Source organism: Kaistella sp. (genome assembly GCF_049588135.1).
Taxonomy (GTDB): domain Bacteria; phylum Bacteroidota; class Bacteroidia; order Flavobacteriales; family Weeksellaceae; genus Kaistella.
Genome location: NZ_JBAVFG010000087.1, coordinates 1 through 18,423, shown reverse-complemented (window position 1 = coordinate 18,423; position 18,423 = coordinate 1). Strand labels below are relative to the sequence as shown.

Here is an 18,423-nt window from a genome sequence, read left to right as displayed (position 1 = left end):
GAAAAAAAATAGTACATTACTATTTCTATTTATTAGCGTTCTAACTTTGGCACAAAGTAAAAGAATTTATTACCAAGTTACTTTCAAATTAGATAGTAGTATTGTAAAAAATGACATAGTTGTTTTGGAAATAAATAAAGACTCAAATTTATTTCTAAGCAATGATTATATTATAACAGATTCGCTTAATTCTCTGACTAATTATTCAAAACCTGAATTTGCATATCCAAAATTTAATCGAATAATCAAGTATTATAAAACAACTCTTTCTTACGATTTCATAAATAATTTATCTTCGGATTATTATATTTATAGACAAGAAGTAAATCTTAAATGGAATTTAACCGATATAAAGAAAAAAATAGGTGCTTTCAATGTTCAAAAAGCAACCACTGAATATGGTGGGAGACAATGGGTTGCGTGGTTTTCACAAGACATACCCTATCCATACGGACCATATGTATTTAATGGTTTGCCTGGTTTAATTTTAGAAATTTATGATGACAAAGAAAATTATAAATTTTCTTTTTATAAAAATAAAAATTATGAAACAAATTTTAATCTACACCGATTAGATGCATTGTTTGGAAATCAAAAGATTAATATTAAAAACTCTGATGATTGGAAAAAAATACAAATAGATTATTATAATAATCCATTGAAAGAATATAAAAATGGGGATGCCTATATGACAAAAGAAAGTGGAGAAGAATATACCACAAACGATTATAAAAACCTTGAAAATAATATTAAAAATCAAATAAAGAAATATAATAACCCCATTGAGTTAAATGAAAAAATTGATTATAAGTAAATTTTAGTGGCTGAAAGATATTACTTCCAGTTTGATTGTAAAGCTGTGAATCAATGTAAGTGATAAATATCAAATTGTAGAAAAGAATTTAACATGAAAATATTTATTTTGATTTTTGCCGTAATTTTTGGTTTAGTCAATGCCCAGACTCATCGCTTCATTTATGAATTTAAATTTAAGCAAAACCCCAAGCAAACTGAGTTTAAAAAAGAAAATATGACTCTGGATATAAATCCAGAGAATGTCAAATTTTATAATTATCATTACGTTACAATTGACTCAACCAATATTACAAAAGGACAAAATAGCCAACTTTGGGATACTTCTACTCCTGTTGTTGTTCGAGTGAAAAATTCTAATACAAATAGCAATTACACTTTAATCAATGATGTATTTGTTTACAACACTGAAGACAAAATAAATTGGAATCTCGAAAAAGAAACCAAGAAATTTGAGAACTATACTTTGCAGAAAGCAACAACAACTTTTGGCGGAAGAAAATGGACAGCTTGGTTTTGTAAAGAAATATATATTTCTGAAGGACCATATAAATTTCGTGGTTTGCCCGGAATGATTTTTCAAATATATGATGACAAAAATAATTTTGATTTCACCTTAATGAAAAGTTTTAAATTGAATTCTACATATAAAACTCCGTTCATTGAAAGTTTTTATGGTCAAAAACCAATAAAAACAACCCAGGAAAATATAGATAAGCTGTTGATGAACGAATATAAAGATCCATATCACGAAACTCGTGATGAATTCAAGAAAAATCCTAATATGACTTTTAGCATTAATGGTGTTGATGTAAAAGACATCAGTCAATTTAAAGAATTGACTGAATCAAGGCAACGATATATTAGGGAAAATAACAATCCTATCGAAATAGATAAAGCTATTCATTATCCAGAAAATAAAAAATAATCTATAGCACACTCACTCTGCAGAATATTAATGGCTAATCCTTACGATATTAATGCATATATGTATCGTTACAAGTTTTAATTTATTCTTTTTTTAATCAATTATGATTGTCTGGAATCTAATTGTATATTATTTTAATTACTATGAAAAATCCGATTTTAAAAGCCCTGCTGCTAATCCTGTTAGCCTTGCTAAGTCATAATTATTTTTATGGGCAGTCATATAAAATAATTTATGAAATGACCTGGAAACCTTCGAAAGATTCCATAGGATATAAGAAAGAACTAATGTCATTGGTTACAAATGAGAAAGAACCTTCTTATTTCCAATCTTATGACAAATTCAGATACGATTCTCTCAAAACCAAATTGGTAAAAGATTATATGGAAAATGGAGAATCTCTACGATTTCCAAACGAAACTAACCAATCAAAATACAGAACATTTATCACAAAAGATATATTAAATAATACGATATCAGCAGAAAATAAATTTTACACCTCAGTATTTATTACAAAATACAAATGCCAATTCAAGTGGAAAATCAATAATACTCAAAGCCAAAATATATTGGGATATAAAGCCTACAATGCAACAACCAGCTTTGGTGGTAGAAATTGGACCGCTTGGTACACCACCGATATTCCAATACCTGATGGACCTTATAAATTTTATGGCTTACCTGGATTAATTCTAAAAATATCCGACAGTTCCGGCGATTACGATTTTGAAATAAAAGGAATAACCAAAGAAAAAAACGATATAAGTCGTAGAGCATTTTCTTATAAAAAAGCAGTTGAACTCACTCCCAAACAATGGACTGATTTCTGGAAAAAATATAAAAAACAACCCTCGATGATTTTGGAAAACCTTAATACCACACAAACGACTTACGTCATCAATGGAAAAGATGTCAACAGTCGTGAAGTAAAAGATGAATATGATAAAAAAGAATGGGAAATAATAAAGAATTTTGAAAACCCAATCGAATTAACACCAACTTGTAACTAACAACTTTTTCAAATGATTATTATTTATGACAATTATTGCCAAAATTGCACCCAATTTATAAAAATAATTGAAAAACTAGACTGGCTACATTTCATTGAAATCAAAAAATTGAGGGCATCAGACGACTTAAAAAAACTCTCAAATCTAAACTACAATCTTGCACTGAAACAAATGGCATCTTTCAAGGGAAGTTGGGCTTATGGATATACAACATTATTCAGAATATTTTTAAGGATTCCTACTTTTTGGCTTTTTATACCTTTCTTTTGGTTTTTAAAAATTTCAGGAATCGGACAATATTTATATATGCAACTTGCAGTAAATAGGCAAATAATTCCATTGCATTGCACAGAAGAAAGTTGCGAATTAAAATAAAAATTAAATTATTTTTTTTTAATCCGTTATACACAAATTCTAAATTTTTAATAAATCAAAATAATAATCTTTAATCTGTCTTCAGAGGAAAAATAATAATTATTGCGCACAGAATTACATCGATAAAAAATACAGACCAGATTATAGTTTTGAAGAATGGAAAAATTGCTGAGCGTGGAAACATCAGGAATTTGTAAGTAAGCAAATTACTATAACCATGTGAAAAACCAATTGGAACTGGGAAATTAACCGTCCTAATTCGTAAATTCTTATATAATAGTAAAATTTTCATAATTTACCTACAAACCCACCGCCTCCTTTGGGGGCTTTTATTATAAATAAGAATATACGGAAAACCGTAACAATAGATGGTTTTGAAAAGCTAATTTTACAAATGTTAAAAAAATAACAACATATTTTTAATAGATTGTCAAAATGATTGAATTATAGTATATTTAAGAAAAACTAATAGCATCAATGAAATTAAAATTACCCAAATTACAAAGGGAAGAAAGATTAGGAAGTACAGCGAAAAAGAACTTTATAATTCATTTAATCTCTGAAGCAATAGAAAAAGATTTTGACTTGGTTTCATTTCAAAGAGGAAAAGTTATTTTAAAGGATACTAATAATGTCGAGTACTATATTACAACTGATAAAAATGATGTCCCCAATGATAAGAGTTTTGTACTGTTATCTAAAAGTTTCCTTAAAACAGATGCTGAAAGCGGAAACATCAAATTTCTTAAATGGTTGAAACATCCTGATAATATTGAGAATTTATCAGGTACTATAGTGAATTCTTGGAGAAATACATTCAATTTCAAAGAAGAAGATATTGAAAGTAATACAATCGGATTGCGTAAACCACAGATTGGTGCAATTCATTCTATTTTAGGACATTTGACAAATGCTACTGAAATTGCAACAGTGGTACTACCAACAGGAACTGGTAAAACGGAAACAATGCTATCCGTATTAATAGCTAATAGATGTAGTAAGCTTTTAGTTACCGTACCATCTGATGCTCTAAGAAGTCAATTAGCCGGAAAATTTTGTGATTTAGGTTGGTTGAAAAAACTTGATGGTGAAGGAAATTCAATTGTAAATTCTTCTGCTAAATATCCAAAAGTAGGAATACTAAATACAGGTTTTAGCAATGAAGAAGAGATTAATCAATTTATTGACAAATGCAATGTAATAGTTTCTACAATGGATTTATTGACATCAATGTCAATTCAACAGAAAAACACATTAGCTGAAAAGTGTTCACATTTATTTGTTGATGAAGCGCATCACTCAAAAGCCAAAAGCTGGAATAAATTCATCAAATCCTTTGATAAAAATAAAGTGGTGCTTTTTACAGCAACACCATATAGAAATGATGGGCAACTTCTCGATGGAAAAATTATATATAATTTTACTCTTCGGGAGGCACAAGAGCAAGGTTATTTCAAAGAAATTGATTTTATTCCTATAAGAGAATATGATCAAAAAATTGCAGACGTCAAAATTGCAGAAACAGCTGTAAATAAATTAAGAGAAGATCTAGCAAATGGTTATGAGCATATTTTGATGGCAAGATGTGAGGATAAATATCGTGCAGATAACGTTTTTGAAATCTACTCACAATATGCAGACTTAAATCCTGTTAAAATATATTCTAATCTAAAGGGTCAATCAAATATTAAACAAAATATAGTAGATAAACAACATAGGATCATTGTTTGTGTTGATATGCTTGGAGAGGGATTTGACTTGCCTGAATTGAAAATTGCAGCATTCCACGATGTGAGAAAAAGCTTACCAATCACTTTGCAGTTTGCAGGTAGGTTTACACGTACAAATAAAGATAATAATTTGGGTAAAGCCAGTTTTATTGCAAATCTTCATCAACCAACTTTAAGTGATGAACTAAGCCTGCTTTATGCAAAAGAATCAAATTGGAATTCCATATTACCAACTTTAAGCTTACAAGCTACTCAAGAACAAATAGACCTACAAGAATTTTTAGCAGGATTTAGTCACTTGGATGAATCACTCATTCCATTTCAAGAAGTCCGTCCAGCCTTTAGTTCGGTGGTTTATCAAAATCAAACAGAGGGTTGGCATCCAATGAACTTTAAGAAAGGCATAAAAGGATATGAAAATTATGATTACAAATTTTTCGATTTGAATAGAGAGAAAAAGGCATTGATTGTTTTTCTAGGAAATAAAAAACCTGTTGACTGGGGTAGTTTTAAAGACGTTTATAATATCGAATGGGATATTTATATAATTTACTGGGAGCAATCAAAAAATTTACTATTTATACATTCCTCAGATAAAGGAAGTCTTTATAAAGAATTAGCAAATGCTGTTATTGGTGAAAGCTCTCTACTAATAAAAGATGAAGAGGTCTTCAAAACATTTTATAATATTGACCGGGTTCGACTTTTTAACTTAGGGCTAAGAAAAGGTCTTGGAAAAGATATCACTTTCCAGTCTTATTATGGAAAAGGTGTACAAGAAGGACTTTCTCTGGCTGAAGAAAAGTCAGGTATTAACAACAATGTTTTTGGTGTTGGGTTTGAGGATGGAAATATGACTTCAATAGGGTGTTCAAGAAAAGGAAGAATCTGGTCATATTCCAGAGGAACAATAAATCAGTTCTTGGATTGGTGTGACGGAATTGCTGTTAAATTGGCAAACGATGAAATTGATCCTAACAATATTTTATTTAAAAACTCTATAAAGCCAGTTAGGATTTCCGTGAGACCAAATGCTTATCCAATTTCAGTAGATTGGCATCACGAAATCTATAAAACAATCGAAGATAAAGTTGTTTTTACAATTAACGGAATCGAGTATGATTTATCAACTTTGGAGCTAAATACTTTTAATCCTGATAATGATAACCCGTTGTGTTTCTCTTTAGACACTGAAAATGAGAGTATTGCTTTTCAATTAAATTTAAATGAAACTACTGTAAATGGTAGTAAATTATATAGTTTTAGTATAGTAAAGACTTCTACTATTGATGCAAATGTAAAAATGGGATCAAGAAATTTTTCAGTAATTGAATTTTTTAATGAATTGCCACCCAAATTTTGGTTTCACGATGGAGCATTTTTGCAAGGAAATGATTACGTCAAATTTAATGAGCAAATACTTGATTTTTCCAAAGATGAAATTGAAGCTTGGGATTGGAATGGAGTTAATTTAAATAGTGAATCTGAGGGATTTTCGAATTTAAATACCAATTCAATTCAGTTTCATTCCATTGAAAAATTAATTCAGGAAAATTATTATGATTTAATTTTTAATGATGACAATAAAGGAGAAATTGCAGATATTGTTGCAATAAAAAATAATGAAAATGATATTGTTATAGATTTATTTCATTTGAAATTTGCTAAGAATGGATTAGTGTCAGGTGAGATTAAGAACTCTTATGAAGTTTGCGGTCAAACACAAAAATCTTTGATTTGGAAATATAAAGAGAATGTAGAATTCTTCAATCATTTAATAAAAAGAGAAGATAAAAAACAAAAAATTGGACAAACCCGAATTAGAAAGGGAGATATAGAATTATTAGAAAAATTACTTTTTGAAGCCAAATGGAAGAAAGAATTGAAATTTCAAATTTATATTGTCCAGCCAGGATTTTCTAAAGCAACTGCAACACCGTCAATTTTAAATTTATTGGGAGTTACATCAAATCATCTAAAGAAAGAAGGAGGAATTGACTTACGAGTAATTTCAAGCTAATTTAACTATTAATAAAAAACTAATAACCACTATGAATTTTCTATTATTTGGAGGTCAGCCTGATTCAGGTAAAACTTCAACAGTCACAAGATTAACAAACTTGTTACTATCTACACCATTTTCATTTACAATTGCTGATGGTATATTTCTTCCAGTAGGAGGAACAGATTTTTTAATTCTATTGCATAGAATTGTAAAAGGACAAAGTCATATGTTCTTAATTGATGCAAATCATCTTCATCAACATAATAAAAAATATAAACTTAAAAAAAATAATTTATAAAAATGCCAAAATTAGAGCGATTAGGTTTATAAAATTTCAGAACTTTCACGAAGAGTGAAAATTTTAAATATATGGGTTAAGCTGATACTACTATGGAATATCTATAAAATTCTTTTAAAATGGTAAGTCATCCCATTCATCAACATCATTAGAATTAAAAAGTCTATTTACTTCTATAATCTCATTAATCGGATCGTGACTTTCTTGGAAATTATCAATTGTAATTTTTTCACTTGACATAGCCGACTTATTAGTGTCAAGCTGTTGCTCATAATCAAACTCATAATTATCAACAGCAGAAGAACTGGAAATATTAATTGCCCTAATTATATTTTTAGCTTCTTCCTTTCGTTTCGTGACAACCTTAATTAACTCTTCTTTAGTGGTGATTGATGATAAATTATAAGATTGTTTTATATATTGATCTATATTTTTGTTCCATGATTCTTCAATATTTACTTTGATTCGATCGTAGTATTCATTATTTGAGCTTTTAAAATTTTCTATAACATTACTATAAATATTATATTTTGAAATCAGTTTCGAAAAACTTTCAATCTGATGATGAGATTCCATATTTTTAGAAAGAATCAAAATTAAATTATCGAGTTGATCAATGCAGTTTGTTAGATCATGCTCAGCCATATAGCTTAAAATTTCGATTAAGTTTTCGCGATCTGTCCAACCAAGAGTGCTAAGATTTAAAGAGTTTATTCGATCCTGCACTATTGAACCTATAGAATCCCAAGCAAACAATCTTATAAGGATTACCATATAATTTAGATCATTATTTCCGTAACCGCTTAAATGAGGAGCTTTTAAAATAAATATTTCTAAAAGCTGAGCCTGCAATTTTTTCTCAGAAAATAAAATTTGTTTTGAGTCTTTTATATAGGTTGTCGTTATCCTTCCTTTAAATTGTTCATAAGAAACAGCAGATCTTAAATGAGTAAGATATTCATCTTTATTTCTTGTAAAGTAATCGTACAGAAAATCCTCTATTGAAGGATTGAAAAAACTGTATTCTACGGTATTTTTATCTTTGATTACCCTGTTAATAAACATGCCAACTGTTTCTTTTATTACAGCCTCGTAATCATCTCCTTGCTTGACAAAGTTATTGTTCTTAACCTCATACTCTAATCGTGCACTAAAAGCTTCCTTTAATCTATTTTCGAATAAAATAAATCTTGACCCTAAAGAGTACAATGATGTCAGAAGAAGTCTGGCGCTTATTGATATTTGTTTTGTAAATGGCTTTTCCCAGATCAAAGAAGGATTATTTAAAAAATCAATAACAGTAGCATCATAGGGCTTGTCAGATTCTATCCTTTCACTATCTGTAAAGTATTCTATAACGCGTGGATTGTAACTTTTATGTTTAATTACCTGCCAGTAAAACATGTCTTTAAAAAAGATGCTTTTCTGTTCGATTGATAACTGAGAAATATAGATATGATTATATAAAATTTTTGCTTTGTCAATATTTCTATAATCTTTAACATGCACTTCGTGTTTTGCAATATCTATTTTTGAGTCATTGATCTTTTCTGAAGTCTGTTTGGCTTGATTGAGTAGCGTTGTGCGACAGGTAAGTATGAGTTTCTTCTGGCTGTCATTCTTAATCATGTCTATGAAATTAACAATTGCTGAATCTGCATTTCGAGAACTTTTTAAGTCTAAGGTAATTGAACCCAAAAAATCGTCAAAATAAAATACCTGCTTCCGTCCAGGAACTATTAAATCCTCAGCCTCAGTTATTTCTCGGACGTAAATAAGTTCAAAATCTTTCGCCAATAGTTGGTATGTCAGCATATTAGCCAATGTTGATTTACCGATACCTGGTGCTCCAGTGATAAGAATAAAGTTATTTGTGTTTAAAATTTTTACTGCATTACTATGTGCCTTGTTAGGGACGAAAAGCTTGATCTGCTTTTTAATTTTATCTGCATGAAATTCAGACCTTGCTTTTATGCCATTCTTTAGGATTCGTTTAAAAATATTTGAGCTTGAAAGCCAAAGTTTGAAATTCTGTTCTTCAATATTAGGATTATTTCTCAAAAATATATTTAAGTCATTTTTTCCCAGTATATCCTGAGTAGACAAAATATATGGACTAAAAGTATTTTTAATACTTTCTTTATCTGGAGGTGACAATGGCAGAGAAGTTACAACAATATATCTTTTAGGATTTAACGATATAACTTTTGGTAATTCATGGTTTTTTAGTGCAGATTTTAATGCTGCTATCCCAGAACCAAGAAAATGTTTTACCTGAACAATAATTTCATTTTCATCATTAATTGTCGCATAACGTAAATCAATTCCTTTATCGGGACCTGGTTTGAAGGATTGGAAATCTAAACCTAGTTTTGTTGACAAGATATCTCTTGCTAATTCCTCTAAATCTCGATCATTTAATGTTGAAAAATCATAATTTGCCATTGACTTAGATTGCTGATTGTTCTAGTGATTTTAGATTTATCCTTTTTTGTGTCAGATTATAATTTTTAAATTTGTACCTCATAAATGCAGACATCATATCTTCATGAGTTGAAATTATAATTTGGTTCTTGCTAAATTCATTTCGCAATAATTCAATAAATCCTATCACATTTAATTCGTCCATTGTTTGAACTGGGTCATCAATTAATATGATTTTATTTTGCGAATACTTCTTATGTAAAGCCAGAGTGAAAGAGATTATCAGTGCCGACAATTGTCCGGAGCTCATTGAAAATATTGCGTCAAAAGTTTTGTTTGGATTAGTCTGAAATCTGATTCCATTTTTGTCTGAATATATAAATAGGCCAAGGCCTCCCTGAAAATCCTGCATAATTCTTCCAGAGTAAATATGAAATATTATTTCTATGTCTTTTATGACCTTCTTCTGGTATTTTAACAGCGAAGTGTCATAAACATTTTTTAGTTGTTTAATTTTGTCGTTTAGTGATTTTGCGTTATCAAATTTAATCTGCTTAACAGCAAGTTCCTGTGTTTTTGCTGTCAAGAAGTCGTTTTGCTGTAAAGAATAGATATATTTTAGATAGTCTATTTTACTCTTAACATTTTCTTGGTCGAAGGCATTAAAATCATCAAAATTATTGTCGAAAAATTCATTAAAATACTCCTTGAAATGTGGTTGAATTTCCTCTATGACAATTTCATGTTTTTTTTCTTTTAAATCTAAATTAAGTTTTTCAAATTTAAGATCAATATCAACTTTAACAACATCGTTTAAATATGCGCTATAATCAAAGTTTATCTTTTCAAAATTTTTCGCAATATTATTAAAATGCGTCGGATCAAAGGAAATTAATTTATTTATAAATTCTTTATCGACATTGTTGTCAGTAATATCCTTTAATATTGCCGCCGTAATTTGTCCAACTATATCAGTTTTAAAAAGATCAAATTTTTCTTTGAAAACCTTACTGCTTTCACTTGCTACGTTTTCTAAATTATCAGATTGCAGAGAGATATTATCCAGTAAACCATTGATGTCACCCCAATCATATCCGCAGAAGAAGCATGAGCCTGAAGTTAGATCTCCTTCCTCTCTCAAGTCTTCAATTTTTTCAATCAGTTTCTGTCGAGATTCGTCGATTTTGGAATAGATACCCTCCAGTTTATTTAATGCCAGTAAATCGATTTTTAAAATTTCAAATTCTTCAAAAAATTCTTCTTTTAGATCATCGTTTAAAAAGTCGAAATCATCAAATTCAAATTCAAAAAATTCATCCTGAAAGTCATCTGTTGAGAAATTCTCTAGTTTCTCAATGTATTGTTGCTTCTTAATGAACGCGTCTTTAATTATAACTAAATTTTCTTTTTGAGGAATAAAATTATAAAATTGACAAAAATCCTTTAACACTGACTCGGTACGGATTACCGCGTCAATACTCTCATTGTAAATATATTTATTAAAAGATTCCTTGTGATTTAAGAAATTATTCAATTTTGTTAGAATACCATCCTCTCCAAGTAAATCTAGATAATCAATCGACTTGAAATCAAATTCTTTGGTATCCCAAATCACCTCCTTTTCGGGAAATAATCTTACATACTCAATGTCACTAAAACCATTTGAAAGAAAATCTTGCGTTTCTTTAATTTCGGATTTTAGATCTTCTATTTTTTTCTTTTCTTCCGTATTACAAAGTTTTTCAATCTTTTGTTTAATAAGATTAATATTTGCGACTTTGTTTTCAAATTCTAGAACATTGAAGAGGTGTGATATATGCTGCTTCCTGTTTTTATCCTGACTTTTAAGTAAAAAGAGACTATCCTCCTGTTCTATATAATTTAAAAATTGAAAGTTTTCCTTGTAATTTGGACCTAAAATATTAATTAAAAAATCTTCTTCTTTTTCAATTAAATCCTTTTCAGTTGCTTCAAAACTTTGCTTTTGATACAGTTTGTAAGTCGAAAAATTTATACTGTTTGTTAGCTCTTCTTTTTTTGCAAATCTTTCTAAAATGTAAGTTGCACCATTTTTAGTAAATTCAATTATAATGCTTATATCTCCTGTTGCGCCTTCACTATAAAAAGGATGCTCGTGATATGATTCCCTGCCATCTACCAGTAAAAGATGTAGTACATTATATCTTCTGATTTTTCCCGTAAATAACAATTCTATCGCATCATAAATTGAAGTTTTGCCAAATCCATTTGGCCCATCAAATACTACTAAATCAGAAGCTTCAAAATCAAGCTCTTTTTCCCGTAATACTTTAAAATTTTGAATCTTAATCTTTTGAATCTTCATCTTTATTTATTACAATTAGAATTTTTTCATAAACAGCTTCTGCTGAAATAGCTGACACCTCATCAAATTTTTTGTCTAATATCATTTCAGAAATTAAATCATCTAATTCTTTAAGCTGTGAATTTTTTTCGACATCAATATTATTCTTTTCGGTTAGTGCAGATAATCCATCTTTTTGTATCACTTTTATATTTAGAAAAGGGACTTTATGAGCAACCCTGTACAATAAAGACTCAAATGCATTATTATTTAAATTAGTTTTATGCTGTTCAAAAATAGAATTTGATAATAGTTTCTGTTCGAAAAACTTTTTAGTTGTTAAGTTACTAGCAGTTATAGCTTCCAGAAGTTTTTGCTTTTCATTTTCAGTATAAAATAAAATTTGCTTTTTAAACAAAAAAGGGTTCTCCTCAATATCAATCAGTTGATTTTTATCCAATGGTGATTCTAAACTTGATTTACATAATATCAATAAGTTGGCATTTTTGTCAAACCATTCATTTTTAAGAAGTTCTTTTGATACAGTGAAAAACTTAGATTGATTTTCAATAATACTGCTTAAGTCGGTAGTTTCTATTACTAACCAAAAACTAAATTGATTTGCGTTTCCAAAGTAATAAACCTTACCAAATTCAGTTAATTGCGCTTCCAGTCCAACTTCTTCAAATAAACTATTAATTATCGATTCCATTTAAATTTATTTTTGCTTGTTCAAGATTTATCAGAGATATCTTTCTCCACTTTGTTATATTATTATAATTTTCTTCGCCAACGTTAAATATGTTTACAGCTTCATCTTCAAGTGAATCAACCTGACAACCTTCGGTTATTATGTAATCACTATTATATGGGGTGTCGATTAGTTTATCCAAAGCAACTCCAATTATTTGTTCACTTATTCTTTTTTTGCTTGCAGCAGTATTTGAAATATTTATTGTTGATGGAAAATATCTTTTATTATTAGGACAAATCCATCCTAGCTTATTGATTAAATCTTTATCAGAATCCCGAATTTCTCTCAAGGTGAAAATTAGCGCGTTCTTAAATTCATCAATTTGCAAAGTATTGTCTTTATATTCCTGTAGCTTCGAAAATTTGACAATTCTATGAGGCATAATATTTTGTAAAAACTTTTCAAAATCGGAATCATTCAGCGAATTAAAGTATATTAAGTAGCTCGCTAATTTTGTTTTGACAACGTCATCCACTTCACTTTCTATATCCATACAGTATTCCTGGAAATAAAGGTTCAGGTCATTTCGTAGTATTCGGCGGTAATAGTTCTTATCAAAAAGGCGGGTATTAACATCTACGGTTAGTTCAGCTATAAAATTATTTAGGGGAATTGTAAAATAGTAAGCCCCTTCACTGATTGTTAGACCATTTTTTATGTGATTGGCAGCATGAACTGCTATTATTTGACTTGTAATAATTTCTTCTAAAACTTCACTTATCATACCAACGTAATCTGCATTGGCAGATTCGGCCGTTAGACCGAATTTTAATAGACATGCCTGAACTTTACTATCTAGCTTGTTTTGTAAATCTTCAATCCTACAAAAAGGGTCACCATCATATTCGTAAATTACAAGAGTGGGGTGTGCAGCTTCAATTGCCACCTTTGTTCTTTCATTATTAATAGCTAAATGAAAAAATGCATCTCTTTCGCAAGGAAATTCGAGCTTCCTTTTTTCTAGTTTTACAAAAGCTTCCTGATAAGAAGAGTACAAATGGCTCTTCATTGCTTTTACTTGATGTAAACTCACAGGTTCTATATTTGTCCCGTCATTTCTCACAATTGCGAAGTCTTCCAGAGAATCAAGTTGTAGTTCTAGCTCATCGACGTTGGCTTCATGAAGTATTAAAGTTAGCACATGATAAAGCGCAACCTTGCCTTGGTAAATAAATCCACTCCAGGTATCGGCAGCAGAATGGATATCGTTAGGGTTGATAAGTGGCATGTTTTTTTAAAATTATTTTGTCCAACCTTTATGCATTCTCAAGTCACTGTTTTTTGAGTACAGATTGTTGGAATAAAGCAATTAGTAGAATTTTGTCAGCTACCAATGTAAGAATTTTAAATGAATAAAAAATGTGGTTTACCAATAGAAAGAATTAAAAATCTTAAGATTTGGTGGGAACTATTGAATTTATTTAGCTCCATATTTTTAAATAAAAAAAAGTTTCTAGGTGCTAGATTTCTATTAGAAACTTATAAGACAAGAATCAACTATGCCAAGGAAAATTGATGACAACTAATCAATGCTGTAGCCCATGCGTAAATTGCAAGAAATTTCATAACTTCGTTTAGAGTAGAAAAGAAATTTCAGTCTAATTGTTACGACTTTAGCAAACGGTAGATCGTTGCAAAGAAAAAGCGAACTGCAAAAAAACAATGTATGAATCAAATAAAAAAGGTGTCAAAAGTAGCTACTAAAATAAAGTTTCAGGAATATTAATGTGCAGTATCTTGGTTTACTGTGTGAATCTTAAAATTTGCAGAGTAGCACATCTTTTTTTCTATATTAGTTAATGAATCAACACTACAAATTTTTATTCCCTCGAAAATAATGATTGAAAATTCAAAAATAGCAGACATATTAAATAACTCACCAAGCGTTGACCTTCTGAAACTTCAGAACAGAGAAGTTATTATCACTTTTTTACTCAATACATTTTCAAATCAACAAGGCACTATTTCATCAGAAAAAATACATAATCAACTGGCAGACTATTTAGAATCTGTGCAAGTAGAAATTGATGAAGAGATTGAAATAACTTTTGCCGACACTTTTGAAATAAAAGCTAAAAAGTATGTTCAGAGTTGGACAAATAAAGGGTTTTTGACTAACTACCAAGACGAAACAGGCGAAATATATTATGAACTTTCATCGCATTCAAGTAAAACACTTGACTGGCTTTCAAGTTTGAAAAAAGAAGAATATGTAGGAGCTGAATCAAAGTTCAAAAATATCTTTATTCAATTGAAAGAACTTGTTGAATTTACCAATGAAGACCTTGAAAAACGCATACAATTACTCGAAGACAAAAAACTTGAAATTGAGCAACAAATACAAAGAATCAAAAGTGGAGAAGATGTAAAAGTATTTGAAGACTTTGAAATTGTTCCTCGTTTTAATCAATTAACTAAATCAGCAAAGGAATTACTTTCTGACTTTAAAGAAGTTGAAGACAACTTCAAAGAAATAACAAAAGATATTTATCTTAAACACGCTGAAGGTAGCTTAACAAAAAGCCACATTCTTGAATTTACTTTTGATGCAATTGACGAATTAAAAAACAGTCAACAAGGCAAAAGTTTTTATGCTTTTTACACTTTCATTCTAACGCCTTCATTACAAGAAGAGTGGGGAAACTTGACAAAGGAATTGTATAAAACACTTGAAGAAAAAGAGATTGAGATTACAGACTATTTTCTAAAAGGAATGAAGAAACATCTTCATTCTTCTGGACAAAAGGTTTCAAAAGCCAACGATAAGATGGCAGAGAAGTTGAGTAGAATAATCAGGGAAAATGAAGCATCAAAGTCAGAAGTTACAAAAAACATTATTCAAGAAATTAAAAAGTCCTTAATCGAATTGAGTAAAGCAAAAATAAAACCTGATGTTTCTTTTGAATTGGAAACAGACATTGAAATTAACATTCCATTTGAGAGAAAACTAACTTTTGAGCAAAGTGAAGAACTTACCTATAAATCAAAACCTAAATTAGCTGACGAAAATATTTCTCATTCCAACCATCTTAATAAATTGTTCAACCTTTCTGCCATCGACAAGGAAATACTAAGGAAAAGAATTAAAGACGTTCTTAGAGAAAAATCACAGACAACAATAGCGGAAGTAATTGAGAATTTTGGAGGAATTGAAAAAGGATTGCCAGAGCTTTTTGGTTACATTGGAATAGTGAAAGAATTTAAAAATTCCATAAACCCTGATAAAAAACAAAGAATCGAATTTGATATTGAGAATAAAAAATCAATTTTAATACCTGAAATAATTTTGACCAAATGAGCAGTTTAGAAAGAAACATAAAACCATATTCCAAAGCAATTGTAAAACTGCTGAAAGGTGTTATTGAAAGAAATCGAAACTCGAATGTTTGGGATGATGTTGTAAATTATCAAACCGAAATTCAAGATTACATCAGCCAAATTGGTTTGGAACTAATCGTTAAAAAAGAAGAAGGATTTGCATTTGTAAAACAACTTGAAGACGGAGAAGGCAATACATTAAATCTTATAACAAGAAGGCAGATTGGATTTGAAACATCAATTGTATTAGTCGTGTTAAGACAAAGCCTTGAAGAGTTTGACAGCAATCCTACTCAATTTCAAGTTTTCGAAAAATTCATTACCGATTTAGAAATAAAAGAAGAGGTAGAGTTATTCCTTCCCGAAAAATTTAACAGGGTTAAATTTTTGAAAGAGTTAGATGGTTACATAAATAACATTGTTAAGTTGGGTTATTTATCGGAAGTAAACAAAAAGGAAAACGAAACGAAATACCAAATTCAAAGAATAATTAAAGAGAAAGTTACTTTAGACATTCTCCAAGAGTTTAAATTAAAATTACAAGAAAATGTTGAGTCTATTTAGCACAAGTTCAGATAAGGCTGGATTTAGACTTCAATATATGGAAGTTTACAATTGGGGCACTTTTCACGAAAAAATATTTAGGATAAATCCGCAAGGAAACAATTCACTTTTAACTGGTGCTAATGCTTCGGGCAAAAGCACTTTTATTGATGCTTTGCTTACGCTACTCGTTCCTTTAAAGAAAGACCGATTTTACAATCAATCTTCTGGAGTAGAAAAGAAAGGTGACAGAAGCGAAGAAAGTTATGTTTTAGGTCATTACGGCAATATTCAAGAAGAAGGCAAAATGAGTACGAGTACTCAAATGCTTAGAGTTAAAAATGATTATTCTGTGCTTTTAGCTTCTTTTTCTAATACAGATTTCAAAACAATAACCCTTTTTCAAGTGAGATGGTTTGGCTCAAATGGAAAACTAAATACAACTTTTGGTATTGCACATCTTGAGTTAAATATAGAACACGATTTTAACCAATTTGATGGAAAAGGTAACTGGAAAAGACGATTGGATAAAACCTATAATGTTAATTCGCCCAAAAAGAAAATTGAGTTTTTTGATGGCCCTACTTCGTATGGAGAAAGAATATCGAATGTTTTTGGAATGCGGTCAATAAAAGGGTTGAGCTTATTTAATCAAGTTGTTGGCGTAAAGGTTTTGGAAGATTTGGATGAATTCATTAGAACCAATATGCTTGAAGAGTATAAAGAGGACAATGAAAATGCAGAGGAAAAATTCATAAAACTAAAATCCAGTTTTGAAACCTTAATCGATGCTAAAACGAATATCGAAAAAGCCAAAGAACAAATTGAGCAACTAAAGCCAATAAATGAAATAGCAATTGAATTATCCAATATTCAAAGTGAACTTATAAGGCTAAATCTATCCAAAGAAATGGCGGTTTATTGGTTTGCAAAAAAATCAGTTGAATTATTTGGATTGGAATTAGCCAAAAGCAATATCCAGTTAGGTATTCTAAATGATGAATTATTAAATCTTAAAGCAAAGGAAACCGAATTAAAAGGAGAAGAAAGAAGCTTATCAATTTCTATTGAAAGTGATGAAGTTGGTGGAAAGATAAAGGAGTTAGAAAGAGAGATAAAAAGTCTTGAAAGATTAAAAGAAGCTAGAAATACCAAGCTTGAACAATACAATAAATTGGCACAAAGCATTGAATTAAACACAAATCCAAGCGAAGAAAATTTTAAAGAAAATCGTGAAAAGGCAAGCAACAAAAAAGCGGTATTAGAATCGGATAGATTGGAAAATGATGAAAAACTAAGAATAGCAAAAAATCTACAAGATAGTTTCAAAAATAAAATTGAGGAAGGTATTGAAATAATTAAATCCTTACAGAAAAATAAAAATAACATATCAGGACGAGTATCTGAAATTAGAGATGATATTTTAGAATATATTGGTGCAAACAAAGAAGAAATTCCTTTTATAGGAGAACTTATTAAAGTAAAAGATGATGAAAGTGAATGGGAACTTTCGACCGAAAAGATTTTGCATAATTTTGCTTTAAGGCTTATTGTGCCTGAGAAATATTATACAAAAGTGAACGAATATGTAAATAACACTAACTTAAAAGGGAAAATCACCTACCAACGTTACAAGGGTTTTACTTCATTGTCTAATATGGCGGATAAGAACACCTCAAAAAATGCACTTGTTAATAAGATAGAATTCAAGCCAAAAAGTATTTATATAGATTGGCTCGAAGACATTATTAAAAATCAATACAATTATACTTGTGTAAATGATTTAAAAGAATTTAGTCTTTATGATGAAAAAGCAATTACGAAAGAAGGTCTTATAAAGTTTGGAAAAGGAAAGCATGAAAAAGACGACAGGCTGCATATTTCAAAAAGAGAATATTATGT

At 29.6% G+C, this 18,423-nt stretch carries 13 protein-coding genes; 9 read left to right on the top strand and 4 right to left on the bottom strand.

From position 1 onward, the window contains the following. The 6 genes from WBY99_RS05040 to WBY99_RS05015 all read left to right on the top strand — a co-directional run. Positions 1-814: GLPGLI family protein (locus WBY99_RS05040; protein ID WP_423975244.1), on the top strand; the 814-nt coding region annotated here is incomplete at its 5' end. Positions 815-907: 93 nt separating this feature from the next. After that, positions 908-1,741, top strand: a complete 834-nt coding sequence (locus tag WBY99_RS05035; RefSeq protein ID WP_423975243.1) for a GLPGLI family protein — start codon at positions 908-910, stop codon at positions 1,739-1,741. A 143-nt stretch (positions 1,742-1,884) separates the two neighbouring features. Continuing rightward, positions 1,885-2,751, top strand: a complete 867-nt coding sequence (locus WBY99_RS05030) for a GLPGLI family protein (RefSeq protein ID WP_423975242.1) — start codon at positions 1,885-1,887, stop codon at positions 2,749-2,751. Positions 2,752-2,763: 12 nt separating this feature from the next. Further along, on the top strand, positions 2,764-3,126 hold the full coding sequence (locus WBY99_RS05025; protein ID WP_423975241.1) for a DCC1-like thiol-disulfide oxidoreductase family protein: 363 nt from the start codon (positions 2,764-2,766) through the stop codon (positions 3,124-3,126). A 477-nt stretch (positions 3,127-3,603) separates the two neighbouring features. Beyond that, positions 3,604-6,876, top strand: a complete 3,273-nt coding sequence (locus WBY99_RS05020; protein ID WP_423975240.1) for a DEAD/DEAH box helicase — start codon at positions 3,604-3,606, stop codon at positions 6,874-6,876. A gap of 31 nt (positions 6,877-6,907) precedes the next feature. After that, positions 6,908-7,159: a hypothetical protein gene (locus WBY99_RS05015; protein ID WP_423975239.1), complete on the top strand. Its 252-nt coding sequence runs from the start codon at positions 6,908-6,910 to the stop codon at positions 7,157-7,159. 114 nt (positions 7,160-7,273) lie between these two features. Here the strand turns inward: WBY99_RS05015 and WBY99_RS05010 are convergent, their stop codons facing one another. From WBY99_RS05010 to WBY99_RS04995, 4 genes are read right to left on the bottom strand one after another with little or no spacing between them, the layout of a single operon-like run. After that, a complete protein-coding gene (locus WBY99_RS05010) occupies positions 7,274-9,604 on the bottom strand; it encodes a hypothetical protein (RefSeq protein ID WP_423975238.1) in 2,331 nt (776 codons plus the stop codon). A gap of 4 nt (positions 9,605-9,608) precedes the next feature. Further along, positions 9,609-11,927, bottom strand: coding sequence for an AAA family ATPase (locus WBY99_RS05005; RefSeq protein ID WP_423975237.1), 2,319 nt, complete (start codon positions 11,925-11,927; stop codon positions 9,609-9,611). Continuing rightward, positions 11,908-12,618 carry an ABC-three component system middle component 1 gene (locus tag WBY99_RS05000; RefSeq protein WP_423975236.1) on the bottom strand — a complete coding sequence of 237 codons (711 nt, stop codon included), beginning with the start codon at positions 12,616-12,618 and terminating at the stop codon, positions 11,908-11,910. Before WBY99_RS05000 ends, WBY99_RS05005 begins: the two co-directional genes overlap by 20 nt. Then, positions 12,602-13,888 carry an ABC-three component system protein gene (locus WBY99_RS04995; protein WP_423975235.1) on the bottom strand — a complete coding sequence of 429 codons (1,287 nt, stop codon included), beginning with the start codon at positions 13,886-13,888 and terminating at the stop codon, positions 12,602-12,604. Before WBY99_RS04995 ends, WBY99_RS05000 begins: the two co-directional genes overlap by 17 nt. A 609-nt stretch (positions 13,889-14,497) precedes the next feature. Between WBY99_RS04995 and WBY99_RS04990 the strand changes: the two genes are divergently transcribed. The 3 genes from WBY99_RS04990 to WBY99_RS04980 form a co-directional block, all read left to right on the top strand. After that, positions 14,498-15,958, top strand: coding sequence for a DUF3375 domain-containing protein (locus WBY99_RS04990; RefSeq protein WP_423975234.1), 1,461 nt, complete (start codon positions 14,498-14,500; stop codon positions 15,956-15,958). Then, a complete protein-coding gene (locus WBY99_RS04985) occupies positions 15,955-16,542 on the top strand; it encodes a DUF4194 domain-containing protein (RefSeq protein ID WP_423975233.1) in 588 nt (195 codons plus the stop codon). The genes WBY99_RS04990 and WBY99_RS04985 overlap by 4 nt, the downstream gene beginning before the upstream one ends. After that, positions 16,526-18,423, top strand: a 1,898-nt coding sequence (locus WBY99_RS04980) for an ATP-binding protein (protein ID WP_423975232.1), incomplete at its 3' end; no start/stop codon positions are given. The genes WBY99_RS04985 and WBY99_RS04980, both read left to right, overlap by 17 nt.

What these genes read in the sequence shown, in the direction of transcription:
- WBY99_RS05020 (WP_423975240.1), top strand. Translation starts at nt 3,604, where the DNA reads ATGAAATTAAAATTACCCAAATTACAAAGGGAAGAAAGATTAGGAAGT.
- WBY99_RS05025 (WP_423975241.1), top strand. Translation starts at nt 2,764, where the DNA reads ATGATTATTATTTATGACAATTATTGCCAAAATTGCACCCAATTTATA.
- WBY99_RS04990 (WP_423975234.1), top strand. Translation starts at nt 14,498, where the DNA reads ATGATTGAAAATTCAAAAATAGCAGACATATTAAATAACTCACCAAGC.
- WBY99_RS04995 (WP_423975235.1), bottom strand. Translation starts at nt 13,888, where the DNA reads ATGCCACTTATCAACCCTAACGATATCCATTCTGCTGCCGATACCTGG.
- WBY99_RS05000 (WP_423975236.1), bottom strand. Translation starts at nt 12,618, where the DNA reads ATGGAATCGATAATTAATAGTTTATTTGAAGAAGTTGGACTGGAAGCG.
- WBY99_RS05035 (WP_423975243.1), top strand. Translation starts at nt 908, where the DNA reads ATGAAAATATTTATTTTGATTTTTGCCGTAATTTTTGGTTTAGTCAAT.
- WBY99_RS05010 (WP_423975238.1), bottom strand. Translation starts at nt 9,604, where the DNA reads ATGGCAAATTATGATTTTTCAACATTAAATGATCGAGATTTAGAGGAA.
- WBY99_RS04985 (WP_423975233.1), top strand. Translation starts at nt 15,955, where the DNA reads ATGAGCAGTTTAGAAAGAAACATAAAACCATATTCCAAAGCAATTGTA.
- WBY99_RS05030 (WP_423975242.1), top strand. Translation starts at nt 1,885, where the DNA reads ATGAAAAATCCGATTTTAAAAGCCCTGCTGCTAATCCTGTTAGCCTTG.
- WBY99_RS05005 (WP_423975237.1), bottom strand. Translation starts at nt 11,927, where the DNA reads ATGAAGATTCAAAAGATTAAGATTCAAAATTTTAAAGTATTACGGGAA.
- WBY99_RS05015 (WP_423975239.1), top strand. Translation starts at nt 6,908, where the DNA reads ATGAATTTTCTATTATTTGGAGGTCAGCCTGATTCAGGTAAAACTTCA.